18 protein-coding genes are annotated in these 14,603 nt (G+C 71.3%); 4 read left to right on the top strand and 14 right to left on the bottom strand.

Features of this window, described 5'->3' with window-relative positions; all coding sequences use genetic code 11:
• Positions 1-81: 81 nt before the first annotated feature.
• From RBJ77_RS32595 to RBJ77_RS32585, 3 genes are all read right to left on the bottom strand, one after another.
• On the bottom strand, positions 82-1,095 hold the full coding sequence (locus RBJ77_RS32595; protein ID WP_372348273.1) for a MerR family transcriptional regulator: 1,014 nt from the start codon (positions 1,093-1,095) through the stop codon (positions 82-84).
• 3 nt (positions 1,096-1,098) lie between these two features.
• Positions 1,099-1,770, bottom strand: coding sequence for a HEAT repeat domain-containing protein (locus tag RBJ77_RS32590; RefSeq protein ID WP_372348272.1), 672 nt, complete (start codon positions 1,768-1,770; stop codon positions 1,099-1,101).
• 103 nt (positions 1,771-1,873) lie between these two features.
• Positions 1,874-2,404: a hypothetical protein gene (locus tag RBJ77_RS32585; protein ID WP_372348271.1), complete on the bottom strand. Its 531-nt coding sequence runs from the start codon at positions 2,402-2,404 to the stop codon at positions 1,874-1,876.
• 286 nt (positions 2,405-2,690) lie between these two features.
• Between RBJ77_RS32585 and RBJ77_RS32580 the strand changes: the two genes are divergently transcribed.
• On the top strand, positions 2,691-3,311 hold the full coding sequence (locus RBJ77_RS32580) for a DUF6000 family protein (protein WP_372348270.1): 621 nt from the start codon (positions 2,691-2,693) through the stop codon (positions 3,309-3,311).
• A gap of 21 nt (positions 3,312-3,332) precedes the next feature.
• Here the strand turns inward: RBJ77_RS32580 and RBJ77_RS32575 are convergent, their stop codons facing one another.
• From RBJ77_RS32575 to RBJ77_RS32545, 7 genes are all read right to left on the bottom strand, one after another.
• The gene (locus RBJ77_RS32575; protein ID WP_372348269.1) at positions 3,333-3,581 is read right to left on the bottom strand and encodes an SCO4226 family nickel-binding protein; all 249 of its coding nucleotides are present in this window, start codon (positions 3,579-3,581) and stop codon (positions 3,333-3,335) included.
• 77 nt (positions 3,582-3,658) lie between these two features.
• A complete protein-coding gene (locus RBJ77_RS32570) occupies positions 3,659-4,222 on the bottom strand; it encodes a dihydrofolate reductase family protein (protein WP_372348268.1) in 564 nt (187 codons plus the stop codon).
• 117 nt (positions 4,223-4,339) lie between these two features.
• Positions 4,340-4,795 carry a hypothetical protein gene (locus RBJ77_RS32565; RefSeq protein ID WP_372348267.1) on the bottom strand — a complete coding sequence of 152 codons (456 nt, stop codon included), beginning with the start codon at positions 4,793-4,795 and terminating at the stop codon, positions 4,340-4,342.
• Positions 4,792-5,493 (bottom strand): RNA polymerase sigma factor, encoded by a 702-nt coding sequence (locus RBJ77_RS32560; RefSeq protein WP_372348266.1) that lies wholly within the window; start codon positions 5,491-5,493, stop codon positions 4,792-4,794. The genes RBJ77_RS32565 and RBJ77_RS32560 overlap by 4 nt, the downstream gene beginning before the upstream one ends.
• 22 nt (positions 5,494-5,515) lie before the next feature.
• Positions 5,516-5,962: an LAETG motif-containing sortase-dependent surface protein gene (locus tag RBJ77_RS32555; protein WP_372348265.1), complete on the bottom strand. Its 447-nt coding sequence runs from the start codon at positions 5,960-5,962 to the stop codon at positions 5,516-5,518.
• 170 nt (positions 5,963-6,132) lie between these two features.
• On the bottom strand, positions 6,133-7,257 hold the full coding sequence (locus RBJ77_RS32550) for an NADH:flavin oxidoreductase (protein ID WP_372348264.1): 1,125 nt from the start codon (positions 7,255-7,257) through the stop codon (positions 6,133-6,135).
• Between the two features lie 113 nt (positions 7,258-7,370).
• A complete protein-coding gene (locus tag RBJ77_RS32545) occupies positions 7,371-7,580 on the bottom strand; it encodes a hypothetical protein (RefSeq protein WP_372348263.1) in 210 nt (69 codons plus the stop codon).
• 90 nt (positions 7,581-7,670) lie between these two features.
• Here RBJ77_RS32545 and RBJ77_RS32540 point away from each other — a divergent pair, with 90 nt between their 5' ends.
• A complete protein-coding gene (locus tag RBJ77_RS32540; protein ID WP_372348262.1) occupies positions 7,671-8,441 on the top strand; it encodes a calcium-binding protein in 771 nt (256 codons plus the stop codon).
• Positions 8,442-8,495: 54 nt separating this feature from the next.
• Here the strand turns inward: RBJ77_RS32540 and RBJ77_RS32535 are convergent, their stop codons facing one another.
• Positions 8,496-9,365: a helix-turn-helix transcriptional regulator gene (locus tag RBJ77_RS32535; RefSeq protein WP_372348261.1), complete on the bottom strand. Its 870-nt coding sequence runs from the start codon at positions 9,363-9,365 to the stop codon at positions 8,496-8,498.
• Between the two features lie 180 nt (positions 9,366-9,545).
• Here RBJ77_RS32535 and RBJ77_RS32530 point away from each other — a divergent pair, with 180 nt between their 5' ends.
• Complete coding sequence (locus tag RBJ77_RS32530) at positions 9,546-10,490, top strand: SDR family oxidoreductase (protein WP_372348260.1); 945 nt, start codon at positions 9,546-9,548, stop codon at positions 10,488-10,490.
• 64 nt (positions 10,491-10,554) lie between these two features.
• Here the strand turns inward: RBJ77_RS32530 and RBJ77_RS32525 are convergent, their stop codons facing one another.
• Together RBJ77_RS32525 and RBJ77_RS32520 are read right to left on the bottom strand one after the other, a co-directional pair.
• Entirely contained in the window at positions 10,555-11,118 is a 564-nt protein-coding gene (locus tag RBJ77_RS32525) for a GNAT family N-acetyltransferase (protein ID WP_372348259.1), read from the bottom strand.
• 90 nt (positions 11,119-11,208) lie between these two features.
• Positions 11,209-11,508, bottom strand: a complete 300-nt coding sequence (locus RBJ77_RS32520; protein WP_372348258.1) for a hypothetical protein — start codon at positions 11,506-11,508, stop codon at positions 11,209-11,211.
• Between the two features lie 190 nt (positions 11,509-11,698).
• On the opposite strand from RBJ77_RS32520, the gene RBJ77_RS32515 reads away from it, so the two are divergent.
• Positions 11,699-12,943 carry an MFS transporter gene (locus RBJ77_RS32515; RefSeq protein WP_372348257.1) on the top strand — a complete coding sequence of 415 codons (1,245 nt, stop codon included), beginning with the start codon at positions 11,699-11,701 and terminating at the stop codon, positions 12,941-12,943.
• A 61-nt stretch (positions 12,944-13,004) separates the two neighbouring features.
• On the opposite strand, the gene RBJ77_RS32510 is transcribed toward RBJ77_RS32515, so the two are convergent.
• Positions 13,005-14,480: an FG-GAP and VCBS repeat-containing protein gene (locus RBJ77_RS32510; RefSeq protein WP_372348256.1), complete on the bottom strand. Its 1,476-nt coding sequence runs from the start codon at positions 14,478-14,480 to the stop codon at positions 13,005-13,007.
• Positions 14,481-14,603: the final 123 nt, after the last annotated feature.

The raw sequence follows: 14,603 nt of genomic DNA, 5'->3' as shown, positions 1-14,603 counted from the left end.
GGAGCCTCACGGTGCGCTCCGCACCAGCAGACCCCGTCAGCCAGCGCACTCCCCCTCGCAGGCCCCTCACGCTCACGCTCGCTACGCGCCGTTGCGCAGCTCGAGAACGTACGTCGCCGTCAGCGCAACGGCTCGATCCTCGTCATGCACCAGATCCGCCAAGGCGCTCGAGGCAGCGGTCCCCGGGATGTCGGCGAGCGCCTGCGTCAGGCGTCGGCGTGCGGGCGCTCCCAGGGTGCCGGTCGCGAGGCGGTCGATGAGCCCCGTGGCGATCCGGTCCGCCACCGCGGCATCACTCGCCAAGGCGCCCAGCGCATCGGCCGCGTCGACGTCGGCCGCGCCGTTCCCCTCCTCGACGATCACGCCGATGAGCGTCGGGACCGCGTCGGCGACTCCCCGCGCCCCGAGCGCCAGAGCCGCACACCTGCCCACCGCTCCGTCGGGACTCGCGAGGGCGTCCCGCAGCAGCTCGGTGGCCTCATCGCCCGGAATCTCGGCGATGGACTGGACGGCCCGTTTCCGCACCTCGGCCGCGGACGAGCCGAGGCCCGCCGCCAGCAGGGACAGTCCGTCCGCCTCCGAGTGAGCCAGCGCCCAGCGCAGGGCTCCGGCCACGATCGGGTCCGACTCGCTCAGCACGGCGTCGACCAACGCCTCGACCGGCACAGGAGCATCCTCGACGGCGGAGAGCGCGGCACGCTGCCGCGTTCCCGCGCTCTTGGACCCCAGGGCCTGAAGGAGCGCGACACTCTGCAGAACGTCCTCCCACCCGGCAGGCTCCGCAGCACCGATGCGACGCAGGCGCGTGAGCAACTCCGTCTCGACCGCGATGCGTTCGCGGGTCTGGCGGATGAGGTCGTCGACGAGTTCCGCCGGCGCGAAGCCGGGGTCGTCGAGGGCGCGGCCGACGTCACGCAGCGACAACCCCAGCGATCGCAGGCTCTCGATGTGGAAGATCCGCCGGATGTCCTCGCTGGAGTACTCGCGATAGCCGGCGCCGGTGCGGCCCGTCGGCCGCACCAGCCCGAGCGACTCGTAATGCCTGAGCATGCGGGCACTGACGCCGGACCGCCGCGCGACATCACCGATCAACACTGCCTACGGTTCCTTCCGGCCGGCCCCGCCCAGGGCGTGGATGCGCTTCGCCTCCTCGACGGCGAACTCGAATCCGGCGTCCGGGTCCCGCCACAGCCGCTCCGTGGCGGCCGCATGTGTGCGCACGCGCGGGTCCGGATCCGTCGTCGCGGCGCCGAGTGCCGGCAGCATCACCTCGCCGAGCGCGATCAACGCCCGGCTGAGGCTCAACTGCGTCTCTCGTCCACCACGTCCGAGCTGCGCCGCCAACAGTACGGCCAACTCGTGCCGCTCTCCCTCAGGCACGAGCACGACGGCCGCCCGCCAGGCGCTCCGGGCCACCTCGTCGTCCGCGTCGGCCAGCAGCGCCGGAGTGATCACCGGCCACGCCTGCCGATCCCCGATCTTGGACAACGTGTGCAACGCCTGACTCCGCGCCTGCACGCTCCCCGCACGCACTTCGTCGACGAGCAGCGGTACCGTCATCGACGCCTCGTGCCGGGTGAGCGCCCACGTCAGCATCTCCCGCACGTAGAACTCGGGCTCGACCGCGCATCGCGCGACGAGCCTGCCGACGGATCCGGGGTCCGGGTCCGTACCGACGGCGAGCGCGGCCCGCAGCCGAACCGACGGGTTGTCGTTCTCCAGCCCCTTCAGGGCTCGCATGGTGTTCGTGGCCTCTTCGGGCATGGTCATCAGAACGCCTCCTCGACCGCAGTGAAGGCCTTGTCACTGTGTCAAGGTCAAGCGGAGCGGCCACGGAACTCGAGGGCGACGCCCAAGCGGGCCATGCCCTCGATCAGATGCCCGGCCCGACAGCGGGGCACCGGACCAGCGCACGGGCCGCGATCCGCAACTGCGCATCCCACTGCGCTTCGTCGAGTCCCGGCGTGTACTCGAAGCAGCACCCACACGACGGGAGAAGCCTCAGGAATGCCTGCTCCTCGGCGGTCTCGACCTCCGTCTCGCCCCACTCGTCCGATGCCAGGTCAGCGAGGACCACCTCACCGGCTACGACACTCGTGGCCAGCCTGTGCAACGCGTACCGTCTGGCCAGTGGGTAGTCGGGCAGCGCGATCCCCAGTTCCTCAAGGGCCTGCTCGAACGCGTCGTGTATGTCTCGCGGGTCCGCATGCCGTGACAGACCGGCGAGCTCACACAGAGTCGGAGACTCCTCCCCCACCGCGAGCGCCTGGGCGGCAGCCATCGGCAAGTCCTCGGGAGGCATCTGCCCGACCTGATACAGCCACGCCACTTCCTCCAGCGTCTGGTGGGAACCCCGCATCGGACAGTCGGATTCGACTTCGGATCCGTCTTCTACAGCCGCCATGGTCCATACGATGCCAGCACAACTCGTTGCCGGCCCGTCACCTGCCAGCTCATCCAGGCTCGTCGGTGTGCCGACTCTTGTCGTCGCGCTCAGGGCACGGGGTGAGAGATGCGGACAGGGGAAGTGGCTGTTGGTGACACTCACGGTGCGATCCTGTTCGCCGTCGCCGCCACGGCGCTGACGCCGACGTGGCACCGTAAGGGGAAGACAGCGCAGGCCATTCGGTCCTGGCCTTCTCCGGGACCGGGCGATTCCGCCGACCGAAGACGAAGGGCGGGTGTTGGGGATGCGTAGTGATGGCGATCCGGAGCTCGACCGGCTGCGGCGCCGCTACGTGGCAGTCGACCGGCGCTACCTGCGGTTGAGTTACGGCATCCTCCGGCTCGGCGATCGGCAACGCCACCGTTTCGCGCGGGAGTTGGCCCGGGCGGCTGACGACATCGCGCCCCGCGAACTGGGGCTGCTGCTCGACTGCGGGTGGCGGGAGCGCAGGACCGCGGCGTGGCTGATCGCCATCACGGGGAGGGACAACTTCCGGGCGCGCCTGGGTGAGCTCCTCCTGGCCAGCGAGGTCTGCTGCGCGGGCAACTCCTACTGCATGGCCCTCGCCGCCTTCGGAACCACGGACGACGCGGACCTGCTGACCGCCTACCTCGACCGCTACCTGGCCCGGCCCGATCTCGACTACGACCAGGCCGCCGCCCTCGCGGCCCTCCTCCACATCGACGAGGCGCACGGCACCGATCGCGCCGCTCGCTTCCTCGTCCCGGGCGGCCCGTGGCAAGGGTGGATCGAAGGCCAGTCCCACAGGAGTGAGCTGGACCCCGCTGAGTGTCAGGAGACGATGGCCAGGCTGTGTTCCTTCGTCCAGGAGTGTGCCGGGCACCGTGCGTCGCACGATCGGTGAGGGCGGTGCCCGGCCCCGTCGTCAGGCGGTCAGGGGCACCGGGTGGATCTCGTCGGCCTTGTGACCGGCCCGTTCGTGGATGCGCTGGACCGCTTCCGCCGAGGGAGCCTCGGACAGGCAGTAGACCGTGCCGGACTCCGGGTCCGCCCACGCCTTCTCGAAGTGGACGCCTTCGTCCTTCTCGATGGCGAGGTCGGCCTGGTGCGCCTTCATCAGCTGGTCGGCCGTGAGGCCCTTCATCCCGTGGTGGACGTCCATGAACTGCGACATGTCGTCGCACCTCCTTTCATGGCGGCTCCGTGTGTCCATTTTCCTCCCGCGTTCCCCGAGCAGCCACGTGAGGGCTCCTACCGCCTGGTGCGGTAGTGCGCGTGGATCAGGCCGCTGTCGAAGGCCCGTTCCTCGACCAGTTCGAGGTCGAGGCGCACCCCGTCGGGGAAGAACCGCGTGCCGCCGCCGACCACGGTCGAGGTCATGAACAGGTGGTACTCGTCCACCAGGTCCGCCGCGATCGCCTGGGCCGCGAGGTTCGGGCCGTCGACGGTGAGGTCGGCATCGGACTCCGCCTTCAGCTTGCGCACCGCGTCCGGGTCGAAGGTGCGCTCGATCCTGGTCTTCTCACTGGACGCCGATTCCAGCGTCGTCGAGTACACGATCTTCTCCGCCGCCTGCCAGTCGCGGGCGTACTGGACGATGTGCGGAGGCTGGTTCGGCAGGGCGTGGGCGGTCTCCCAGTAGAGCATCGTCTCGTACATCCGCCGGCCGTAGAGATAGGTGCCGACCGGGCGGAAGAGGTCGTTGACGAAGGTGTGCACCTCCGGGTCGTCGCCCGCCCCGCTGCCGAGGTCCCCCTCCGCCGCCTTGGCGTACCCGTCGAGCGACGTGATCATCGAGTAGATGAGCTTGGCCATGGGGCTCCCTCGGGTACGGGCACGTCGACGTGCCGGCTGTCGTGCAAGGGGTGACCTCCGCGGGAGCCGGAACTCATCGGTCGTTCCCGCGTTGCGTGCGGCCGCGCACCGAGGAAGTCAGGGGACGCTCGGGGACGCCGTGGGGCGGTTGTCGTCCGGGGCGGGCGGGGAGGGTGGGGACGACGTGGACGGTGTCGCGGAGTCCGGCTTCGGGGTCGGCGCGAGCGTGGAAGGGGTCGACCGCGAGGGGCTGGAGGTCGGCGGGAGATGGGGGGCCGTGGGGCTCGGCGGGGTCGCGGGGGGTGCGGGGTCGGGATCCGGGTCGGGGGTCAGGGCGATGTAGGCGACGACGACGGTGGCGGCCGTGGCGAGGCCCGCGAGGGGCAGGGCGTAGCGCCGCCAGGTGGGGTGGAGTCGCGGCAGTCGGCGCTGCTCGGGCCTGGGCGGCCGGGCCGGGCGCAGGGACAGGGGGGTGATGGTGTCGGCGCGGGCGGTCAGCGCCGCGCGCAGCCGCTGCTCGGTCGGGGTGTCGGGGTGGTCGGCCGGGTCGGCCCGTGGCGTCGGGGGGGTCATATCCGGCCCTCCAGGTTCTTCTCGAGTGCGTCCAGGGCGCGGCTGGCGTTCGATTTCACGGCACCGGTGCTGATGCCGAGGGTGGCGGCTATCTCGGCCTCGCTGAGGTCGGCCCAGTAGCGCAGGACGAGGACCTGTCGACGGCGCGGCGTGAGGCGGGCGAGCGCGGCGAGGACTTCGCGGTGGTCCTCGTCGAGGACGACGGCGTCCTCCGCCGAGGGCGCCTCGCCGGCCGGTGGTGGCGTCCAGGCGCGGGCGGTGCGGCGTCTGCGCAGGACGGACCGTGCGGTGTTGACGACGGAGGTCCGCAGGTAGCCGAGCGCGTTGTCGACCTCGGTGATGTGTTCGCCGTGGCGGCGGTAGAGGGCGGCGAACGCGTCCTGCACGACGTCCTCGGCCGTGGCCAGGTCGTCGACGAGCAGCACGGCGAGACGGATCATGTGCAGGCGGTGGGCGTGGTACAGGTCGCTGACGGTGGGCGGCCGGTCGGGGTGCGGGTGTGTGGTGCCGTACGGGTACGCGGTCCCGGGCGCGGCCGGGTGCGGCCCGTCGGCGGCCGGGCCGCTCGCCTGGAGGGTGGAGGATTCACGGCGCAACAGCCCGCGCAGCAGTTCCCTCCACCGGACGCGGGCGCGCCCGTACGGGAGGGTGAACGGCCGGGGTTGCAGGGTGAGTTCGGAAGCTGCGGGGCTGGGCACGGGATTCCTTGTGTGGGGCAGGTCAGCGCTGTGCGCGACGCCGTACGGCGATCACGGTGGCGGCGCCACCGACAAGGAATACCGCGGCCGCGCCACCGATGGCGGTGGTGGTGCTGGAAGAACCGGTGTGGGCGAGCTCGTCCTGGCTGGGCGCGGGCGAGGGGGTGGCCGTGCCGGGCACTGCCGAGGGGGTGGCCGTCTTGGTGCCGCCCGGGGCCGTGGGCGCGGCGGACGGTTCGGCCGACGGCGGCATGCTCGTGGACGGCTTCGGGGTGCCGTCGCCGGGAGCCGACGGGACCGGGCTCGGCGCCTGTGTGGCAGGGGCCGACGGGACCGGCGTCGCGGTGGCGTGGCGCGAGGGGCTCGGCGAGGGGTGCGCCGACGTGGCGTGGGCGGCGGGGGCCGCGGCCAGGGCGGCGAGCATGCCGGTGGCGGCGACAGCGGTGCGGACGGGGACGAGACGGTTCACAGTGGTACTCCACGGTCGGGTGAAGGGTGCCGGATGGCGCCCTTCACCCCACACGACGTGCGAGTGCGCGGCAGGTTGCCGCTGTTCCACAGAAAACTTTCAAGTCGCCGTCACAGCGTCCCGCCGCACTCCCCGGCCGAGGGGCCGGGAGTGCGGTGGGGCGAGGTGGTTCAGCTCAGGGTCTTGATCGCGGCGGCGTCGTACGGCCGCAGTTCCTCGACGCGGTCGGCGAGCACCTTGGCCGCCCACTCGGGGTCCTGGAGCAGGGCGCGGCCGACGGCGACCATGTCGAACTCCTCGGACTCCAGGCGGTCGAGGAGGTTGTCGATGCCCTTGACCTCGGAGCCCTCGCCCTTGAAGGCGTTCACGAAGTCGCCGTCGAGGCCGACCGAGCCGACGCTGATGGTCTGCTTGCCGGTGAGCTTCTTCGTCCAGCCGGCCAGGTTCAGGTCCGAGCCCTCGAACTCCGGCAGCCAGTAGCGGCGGGTGGAGGCGTGGAACACGTCGACGCCGGCCGCCGCGAGCGGGGCGAGGACGGCCTCCAGCTCCTGCGGGGTCTCGGCGAGGCGCGCGGTGTAGTCCTGCTGCTTCCACTGCGAGTAGCGGAACAGGATCGGGAAGGTCGGGGAGACCTTCTCGCGGACCGCGGCGACGATCTCGGCGGCGAACCTGGTGCGGGACACCGGGTCGCCTCCGTAGGCGTCGGTGCGGCGGTTGGTGCCCTCCCACAGGAACTGGTCGACGAGGTAGCCGTGGGCACCGTGCAGCTCGACGCCGTCGAACCCGATGCGCTCGGCGTCCGCGGCGGCCTGCGCGAAGGCGGCGACGACGTCGTCCAGGTCCTGCTGCGTCATGGCCTTGCCGGTGACCTCGGCGCCGGCCGTGGCCAGGCCGGAGGGGCCGACGGCGGGGGCCTCCGGGTAAGGCGCCTCGCCCTGGTTGCGGACCATGCCGATGTGCCACAGCTGCGGGACGATCGTGCCGCCCGCGGCGTGCACGTCCTCGGCAACCTTCGCCCAGCCGGCCAGCTGGTCCTCGCCGTGGAACCGGGGCACCCGGTCGCTCTGTCCGGCCGAGTCGTGGCCGACGTAGGTGCCCTCGGTGACGATGAGGCCGACGCCCGCGGCGGCCCGGCGGGCGTAGTAGGAGCGCACGTCGTCGCCGGGGATGCCGCCCGGGGAGAACATGCGGGTCATCGGCGCCATCGCGATGCGGTTCGGAACGGTGAGGCCGTTGAGGGTGATCGGGCGGGAAAGGACCCGGGCCGCGCGGGAGGTGATCGTCGTGCCGGTCACGTGGGGCTCCTCGGAAAACTCTGGGCTGACCAGTTGGTATGTGAGCATGCATTGTTACAGCTCCTGAAGTAACTACGGAGACGGGGCCCACATTCCTCGACCGAGGGGTCACCTCATGGGGATCGAGGACCGGGCAAGTCCCGTGCCCCGTCGCCGAGTTCGCGCGGCCGGCTGCCGTCCGGCGAGCGGAGCAGGGCTACGAAGGCGCGTTCCGCCGGGGCCAGGAGCCGGTCGCGGCGGCGGACCAGGGCCACCGGGCAGGGAGCGGGTTCGGGGTGGTCGGGCAGGATCGTGAGGGTGCCGGAGCGTTCCACGTCGTCCACGACCACGTGCTCGTCCGTACAACCAACCTGACCTGCCGGGTGTCTTCTCCACGCCCGGGCCGAGATCCGGCTCATCCTGCCTGGAGAACCATGCGAATCCGTACGGCCGCCACCGCCGCGGGCGGCGCCCTCGCCCTGCTCGGCGTCCTCGCGCCCGCCGCGCACGCGGACGCCCACAAGGGCGACACCACCTTCACGTCGGTGACGTTCAGCAAGTCCACCGTGAACGTCGGCGTCAGCGCCGCCCAGTCCCTGACCGTCGTGGCGACCGCCAAGGACGGTTCCGGCATCAAGGGCATCTACGGCGGCAAGCTGGTCAGCCCCGACCAGCACATCGCGTTCCCCGTCGACGCGTCCTGCACCCGGCCGACGACCACGACCATGAAGTGCACCTGGACGTACTCGCTGGACGCGAACGATTCCGACGACTACGCCGACCTGAAGAACACCCAGGCCGGCACCTGGCACCTGGACGCCGAGGCCGCCGCCAACGACCAGGACTTCTACACGCTCGACACCAGCAGGACGGTCAAGGTGAAGCGCTACGCCAAGCTGACCGCCACGCAGGCGAGCCCCGAGCCCGTCGTCAAGGGCCGCACCCTGACGGTGACCGGCGCCCTCACCCGGGCCAACTGGAACACGAACGTCTACGCCGGGTACACCTCCCAGAAGGTCGCCCTGCAGTTCAAGAAGTCCGGCTCCTCGGCCTACTCCACGGTCAAGACCGTGACCACCGACAGCACGGGCAAGCTGAGGACGACGGTCACGGCGAACTCGGCCGGCACCTGGCGCTGGAAGTTCGCCGGAACGAGCACGACGAGCGCGGTGACCGCCGGCGGCGACAGCGTCGCCCTGAAGTAGCCGCACCGCGGAACTGAAGCGGGCCGGCATCGGGGTCTCCCGATGCCGGCCCGTCTACTCTCCCGCGCGGACGCCTGAGTCACTCCGGCGCAGGGTCTGCGCCCCGATGACCGACAGCAGTCGCAGCTTCTCGTAGCTCTCGCTGCCGGGGACGGCGGTGTAGACGAGCAGGAAGTGCGACTGGTCCGGGTCCAGCAACCTCTGGCAGGTCAGTTCCAGTGCGCCGACCTCGGGGTGGATGAAGTGCTTCACCTCGTCGGGCCGGATGCCGACTTCGTGGTCGTGCCACACCTGCCGGAACTCCTCGCTCTCGGCGAGCAGCAGATCGGCGTAGTGGGCCGCACGGGACCCGGGGCCGCGCAACGTGGCCACCCCGCGCAGCCCGGAGACGAACATCCGGGTGAGGAACGGGTGGTCGTCGGGAGCGTAGAGCCCGCGCGTCGTCGGGTCGGTGAACCAGCGGTAGCCCAGACTGCGGGCCGGACCGGTGTATCCGGTCAGGTCACCGGTGAGCGCGATGCCGAGCGGGGTCTGTCGGAGGGTCTCGCCGAGTTCCGTGACGATCTCCGCAGGGGTGTCCTGCAGCCGGTCGAGGATGCGCAGCAGTCCGGGACCGATGTGTTCGCTGTCGACGCCCCGCGGGGGCGGGGTCTGTCCGGCGAGGCGGAACAGGTGGTCGCGTTCGTCGAGGGAGAGACGGAGGCCCTGCGCGATGGCGGCGATCATCTGCTCGGACGGCTGAGGCCCGCGCTCCCGTTCCAGACGCGCGTAGTAGTCCGTCGACATGTGGCACAGTACGGCCACTTCCTCCCGACGCAGCCCGCTCGTCCTACGGCGCCGGCCGCGCGGGAGCCCCACGTCCTCGGGCTGCAGCGACGCGCGCCGGCGTCGGAGGAAGTCCGCAAGTCCGGTCCGATCGATCACCGTGCGCCGTCCTCACCGTGCTGGGCCCCTCGCTCTTCGCTCCTCCTTTCTACCGTCCTCGCCTCCCGACATCCACGGATCATCGATCCCCCCTTCACGGGTTGCCGCCGCCAGGGCGGCGAACAAGGCTCGATGACGTCCACGACGGTGGACGCAACGACACGACCCCGGAGTGAGCCCATGCCGCGCAAGCCCATCGACATCACCGTCCCCGACCTGTCGGGCAAGCGCGCCGTCGTCACCGGCGGCAGCGACGGCATCGGGCTCCGCCTCGCCACCAGGCTCGCCGCGGCCGGCGCCGAGGTCGTCCTGCCCGTCCGCAGCCCGCACAAGGGCGAGGCCGCGCTCACCACGATCCGCCGGACGGTCCCCCAGGCCGACGTGTCACTCCGCGAGCTCGACCTGTCCTCGCTCGCCTCCGTCACCGCGCTCGGCGACGCCCTGCGCGCGGAGGACCGGCCGATCCACATCCTCATCAACAACGCCGGTGTGATGACCCCGCCCGACCGGCAGACGACCGCCGACGGATTCGAGCTCCAATTCGGCACCAACCACCTCGGCCACTTCGCCCTCGTGGCCCAACTGTTCCCGCTGCTGCGCGCGGGTCGGGCGCGCGTCACCTCGCAGGTCAGCGTCGCGGCGAACCAAGGTTCCATCAACTGGGCCGATCTGAACTGGGAACGCTCCTACGACGGCATGAAGGCCTATCGCCAGTCGAAGATCGCGTTCGGGCTCTTCGGCCTAGAACTCGACCGGCGCAGCCGGGTCCACGACTGGGGTATCACGAGCAACCTCGCCCACCCCGGGGTCGCTCCGACGAACCTGCTCGCCGCACGCCCCGAAGTGGGCCGCGCCAAGGACACCCTGGGCGTGCGCGTCATCCGGGCGCTGTCGGCCCGCGGCATCCTCGTGGGGACGGTCGACACCGCACGACTTCCCGCCCTGTACGCCGCCACGTCCCCCGAGGCCCGGCCCGGCGGGTTCTACGGACCGGGCGGGCTCGGACACATGGGCGGCGCTCCCGGCGAACAGACCCTCTACACCCGCCTTCGCAGCACCGAGCAGGCGCAACGCATCTGGCAGATCTCCGAGGAACTCACGAAGCTCGTCTTCTCTCCCAGCTGACTCTCCCGGCTGAGCGCCGCAGAAGGCACGTGGCGCCCGGCCGGGGAACCGGGATGGGCGTGGTCTAGGGCCGCCACTCGCGCCTGAGCAGCCCGTACACCCACGAGTCGGACACCTCGCCGTTCACGACGCAGTCCTCCCGCAGCGTTCCCTCCCGCACGAACCCGTTCTTCTCCAGGACCCGGCCGGACGCCGCGTTGCGCGTATCGGCCTCGGCCTGAACCCGGTTGAGGTCCAGCGTGTCGAACGCCCACCCCAGCAAGGCGTGCGCGGCCTCCGTCGCGTAGCCGTGGCCCCACATCGACTCGTCGAGGCAGTAACCCAACGACGCGCTGCGGTTGCCCGGGTCCCATCCGATCAGGCCGCACCAGCCGACGAAGGCACCGTCAGCAGCGCGGTCGACAGCCACCCGCGCCCCCGTGCCTTCGTCGGCCACCTTCCCGCACATCGCGATGAAACGGTCGGCGCGGGCCCGCTCGGTCCACGGCTCGGAGTCCCAGTAGCGCATCACGTGGGTGTTGCTGTGCAGCGTGAAGAGGTGGTCCGCGTCGGCGGCGGTGAAGGGCCGCAGTCGCAGGCGGTCCGTGTGCAGGGTGGGCGTGGGAAGCGCGGGCGTGGGCGGAGTCATGCGCATCATCTTGCGTCTCGTGCGTGTGCGCAGGACACCGAATTTACGAGCGGAACCGGGCCTCTGCTTCCCGTGACTGCTCCGCGCGCTCTACTGCACCGCCCCGTCCGGAATGCACACGTACCCCGGGCCCCACCCGTTGCGCTCGACGTGGCTGGGCTCCGTGGAGCGCAGGCAGAAGAGCCACGCCTCGCGGTAGGACGCGTCCGTCAGGATCAGCAGTTGCTCGTCCTCGTCCGCCCGGTCGAAACTGCCGAACGCCTCGTCCGACAGCACGACGGTGCCCGGACCCGGCTCGGCTCCGGCGGCCACGGCCGGGGCGGACCAGACGACGGGCGCGGCCAGGGCCATCACGACGGCTCCCGCGGCGGTGGCGGTACGGATGCGCATGGGGGTTCTCCCTGCTTCGACGACAAGAGGACAAAGAGACATCGCCTGCCCAACTCCCGCAGCACCGCCCAGGTCACGCGCCGCCACGATCCCCGCGCACCGCACGGGTGACGTCGCATACCTGCCAGCGTTCACCGCGCCGGCCCTGTGGACTGATCACACAACGTCAGTCCCTCCACAGGACGGAACCATGGCCTCGACGAACACCACGACCGCCGCCGGCCCCGCGGCGACACCCCGCCCCGCCGAAGTCGACTTACCGACGCGGTCCCCTCTGGTCGGCTGGCTGGCCGTCGTCGCGGTCATGCTGGGAATCTTCTCGATCGTCACGACCGAGATCCTGCCGATCGGTCTGCTCACCAAGATCGGCTCCGGCTTCGCCGTCTCCGACGGGGCGGCCGGGCTGATGATGACCATGCCGGGCCTCCTCGCGGCCGTCTCCGCACCCGTGATCACCGTGGCGACCGCGCGCGTCGACCGCCGTCTCATGCTGTGCGTGTTCGTGCTCATGCTGGCCGGGGCGAACTTCCTGGCCGCGGCGGCCCCGGACTACTGGCTGGTCCTGCTCTCTCGTGTCGTCGTCGGCGTCGTCATCGGCGGTTTCTGGTCGATCGGCGCCGGACTGGCCCCACGACTGGTCCCCGCGAAGTCGGTCGGACGGGCCAACTCGGTGATCTTCTCGGCAGTGCCGCTGGGTTCCGTGCTCGGCGTACCGGTCGGCACGTTCATCGGGGACGTCGCGGGCTGGCGCACGTCGTTCGTGGTGCTGGGCGCCTTCGCCGTCGGTGTCCTGGCCCTGCTGCTCCTCGTGATGCCGCCGCTGACGCCAGAACAGCCGACCCGCTTGGGTGTCCTGCGCGGCATGTGCAAGGGCGTCAACACGCGGTTCGCGCTGCTGCTGACGTTCCTGGCCGTGCTGGCGCACTTCGGCGCCTACACCTATCTCACTCCGTTCCTGGAGCGGGTCACCCAGGCCGGCTCAGGACTGACAACCGTGTTCCTGCTGGTCTACGGCGCCGCGGGAATCGTCGGGAACTTCGTGGGCGGAGCGGTGGTGGGCCGCCGTCCCCGGGCGGTCTTCGGTCTCGCCGCCGGCATGATCGCTGCCGTCACCTTGTCGCTGCCCGTACTCGGGCGCTGGCCAGTCGGTGCCGTCGCGCTGCTGGTCGTGTGGGGCGTTGCCTATGGTGCCGTCCCCGTCTCCTCGCAGACGTGGTTCGCCAAGGCCACCCCGCACGCTCCGGAGGCGGCGTCGGTGCTCTTCACCGCCTCCTTCCAAGCGACGATCTCGCTCGGCGCGCTGGCCGGGGGCGTCATCGTGGACCGGACGTCGCCGTCGACGGTCATGACGCTCGGCGGGCTGACGGCCACGCTCGTGGTCGTGGCCGCCTGGACCCATTTCACCCGGCGTCTGAGCTGGCCTGACGGCGCGTGAAGCCGGCGAGGGGGCCGTCCGGGAGGTCACCCGCGGACGGCCGGCGCTCGCCCGTCACCCGCTAGGGGATCAGTGCTCCGGGGCCGTTGTCGCCGCCCAGGTTCCAGCCGAACAGCGCCTTCGTGGCCGGCGCCCCGATGTCCCTCGGGTTCAGCGCGACCGACTTCGCCGCCGTCACGCCGGAGGCGTCGCCGGGCAGCATCCACACGGCGCCACCGTTCACGACGAGGTCCAGGTTCTCGCCCGGCGCACCCGCGACCAGGTCCGCCTTCCCGTCGCCCGTCACGTCCAGCAGGCGCACCGATCCGCCGAACACGTCGCCGCTCTCCGCGACACCCGACACGCCCGCCGTGTCCTGGTGGAACGCCTGGGCGCCCTGTCCGGTGAGCCCGCCCTTGCCGCCCTTGAGCAGCACCACCGCACCGGCTCGGGTCTTCGTACCGATCGCCTCGCCGGTCACGCCGACGGCCAGGTCGGGGTATCCGTCGCCGTTCGCGTCGCCCGCGCTCAGCCGGCCGCCGAACTGGTCGCCCTTCTCGCTCGCCCCGGGCACGCCGGCCGTGTCCTGCGTGATCGTCCGGGTCCGGGTCTGGCTGGGGCCGGACGCCGACCCGTAGAAGATCTTCACGGTGCCGGGGTCGTCGTCGGTGGCCTCGGTGTCCTCACCCGGGAAGATCCGGGTGGCGAGGTCGGCGTACCCGTCCTGGTCGAAGTCGGCGACGGCGGTGGCGGCCGCGGAGTTCAGCCGCTGCGGGACGGTGGACAGGCCGGTCCTGGTGCCGAGCCAGAGCTTGCCGCCCTCGGCGTGGTTCTCGTAGACGTAGAAGGTGGCGAGGTCCTCGATGCCGTCGCCGTTGAAGTCGCCCGCCGCCGTGGAGTTGATGAAGTTGTCGGTGCTGAACACCTTCACCTGCTGCTCGCGGGCCGGGGCTCCGTCGCGTCCGAACGGCCCGTAGAGGACGTCGTGGTGGTCGTAGTCCTCGCCGTTGCTCATGAACAGGTCCACGTGACCGTCGCCGTCGAAGTCGCCCGCGGTGATGTCGTCGCCGACCTGGGCGTTCGCCGGTGCGGGGACCCGCACGGCGCCCTCACCGGTGATGCCGCCCTTGCGGCCCCACAGGACGGTCACCGATCCGCTGGCGTTGTCGTCCGGACGGTAGCCGCGGGCGACCGCCGCGAGGTCGGTCAGGCCGTCGCCGTCCAGGTCGCGGGCGATCATCGCGTACCCGAAGACGTGGTTGTCGCCGGAGGTGCCCGGCACACCGGGCGTGTCCTCGGTGATGGTGGTCGTGCGCGCGGGGTCGATGCCGTGCGCCGAGCCGTAGGTGATGGTGATGTATCCGGCCCAGAGCCGGCCGCCGACCTTGGCGCCGGCGGCGGAGACGGCGACGTCCTGGTAGCCGTCGCCGTCGAAGTCCTCGCGCACGGTGGTGGCGCCGTCCTTCGCGGATGCGGTGCCCGCCACGATCGGGACGCCGAGCGACCCGATCAGGGCGGCAGCCACGGCGGTCGATACGGCGGGTCGACGAATGCCCACGGTTCCTCCTTGAGGCGCAGGCGAGATCGAGACGCGTGCGCAGGGACGAGATTCACCTGAGAGACCCGTGGAGACAGCTGATGGTTGTGCGCCCGGTGGGTGCTGGGTTCAGGTACGGGTCCT

Source organism: Streptomyces sp. KL116D (genome assembly GCF_030766975.1).
Lineage (GTDB): Bacteria > Actinomycetota > Actinomycetes > Streptomycetales > Streptomycetaceae > Streptomyces > Streptomyces longispororuber_A.
This window is presented reverse-complemented; position numbering and strand designations above follow the sequence as displayed.

Excerpts from the sequence above, each read along its gene's own strand:
- RBJ77_RS32590 (WP_372348272.1), bottom strand. The coding sequence starts at position 1,770 with ATGACCATGCCCGAAGAGGCCACGAACACCATGCGAGCCCTGAAGGGG.
- RBJ77_RS32585 (WP_372348271.1), bottom strand. The coding sequence starts at position 2,404 with ATGGCGGCTGTAGAAGACGGATCCGAAGTCGAATCCGACTGTCCGATG.
- RBJ77_RS32580 (WP_372348270.1), top strand. The coding sequence starts at position 2,691 with ATGCGTAGTGATGGCGATCCGGAGCTCGACCGGCTGCGGCGCCGCTAC.
- RBJ77_RS32575 (WP_372348269.1), bottom strand. The coding sequence starts at position 3,581 with ATGTCGCAGTTCATGGACGTCCACCACGGGATGAAGGGCCTCACGGCC.
- RBJ77_RS32570 (WP_372348268.1), bottom strand. The coding sequence starts at position 4,222 with ATGGCCAAGCTCATCTACTCGATGATCACGTCGCTCGACGGGTACGCC.
- RBJ77_RS32565 (WP_372348267.1), bottom strand. The coding sequence starts at position 4,795 with ATGACCCCCCCGACGCCACGGGCCGACCCGGCCGACCACCCCGACACC.
- RBJ77_RS32540 (WP_372348262.1), top strand. The coding sequence starts at position 7,671 with ATGCGAATCCGTACGGCCGCCACCGCCGCGGGCGGCGCCCTCGCCCTG.
- RBJ77_RS32530 (WP_372348260.1), top strand. The coding sequence starts at position 9,546 with ATGCCGCGCAAGCCCATCGACATCACCGTCCCCGACCTGTCGGGCAAG.
- RBJ77_RS32525 (WP_372348259.1), bottom strand. The coding sequence starts at position 11,118 with ATGACTCCGCCCACGCCCGCGCTTCCCACGCCCACCCTGCACACGGAC.
- RBJ77_RS32520 (WP_372348258.1), bottom strand. The coding sequence starts at position 11,508 with ATGCGCATCCGTACCGCCACCGCCGCGGGAGCCGTCGTGATGGCCCTG.
- RBJ77_RS32515 (WP_372348257.1), top strand. The coding sequence starts at position 11,699 with ATGGCCTCGACGAACACCACGACCGCCGCCGGCCCCGCGGCGACACCC.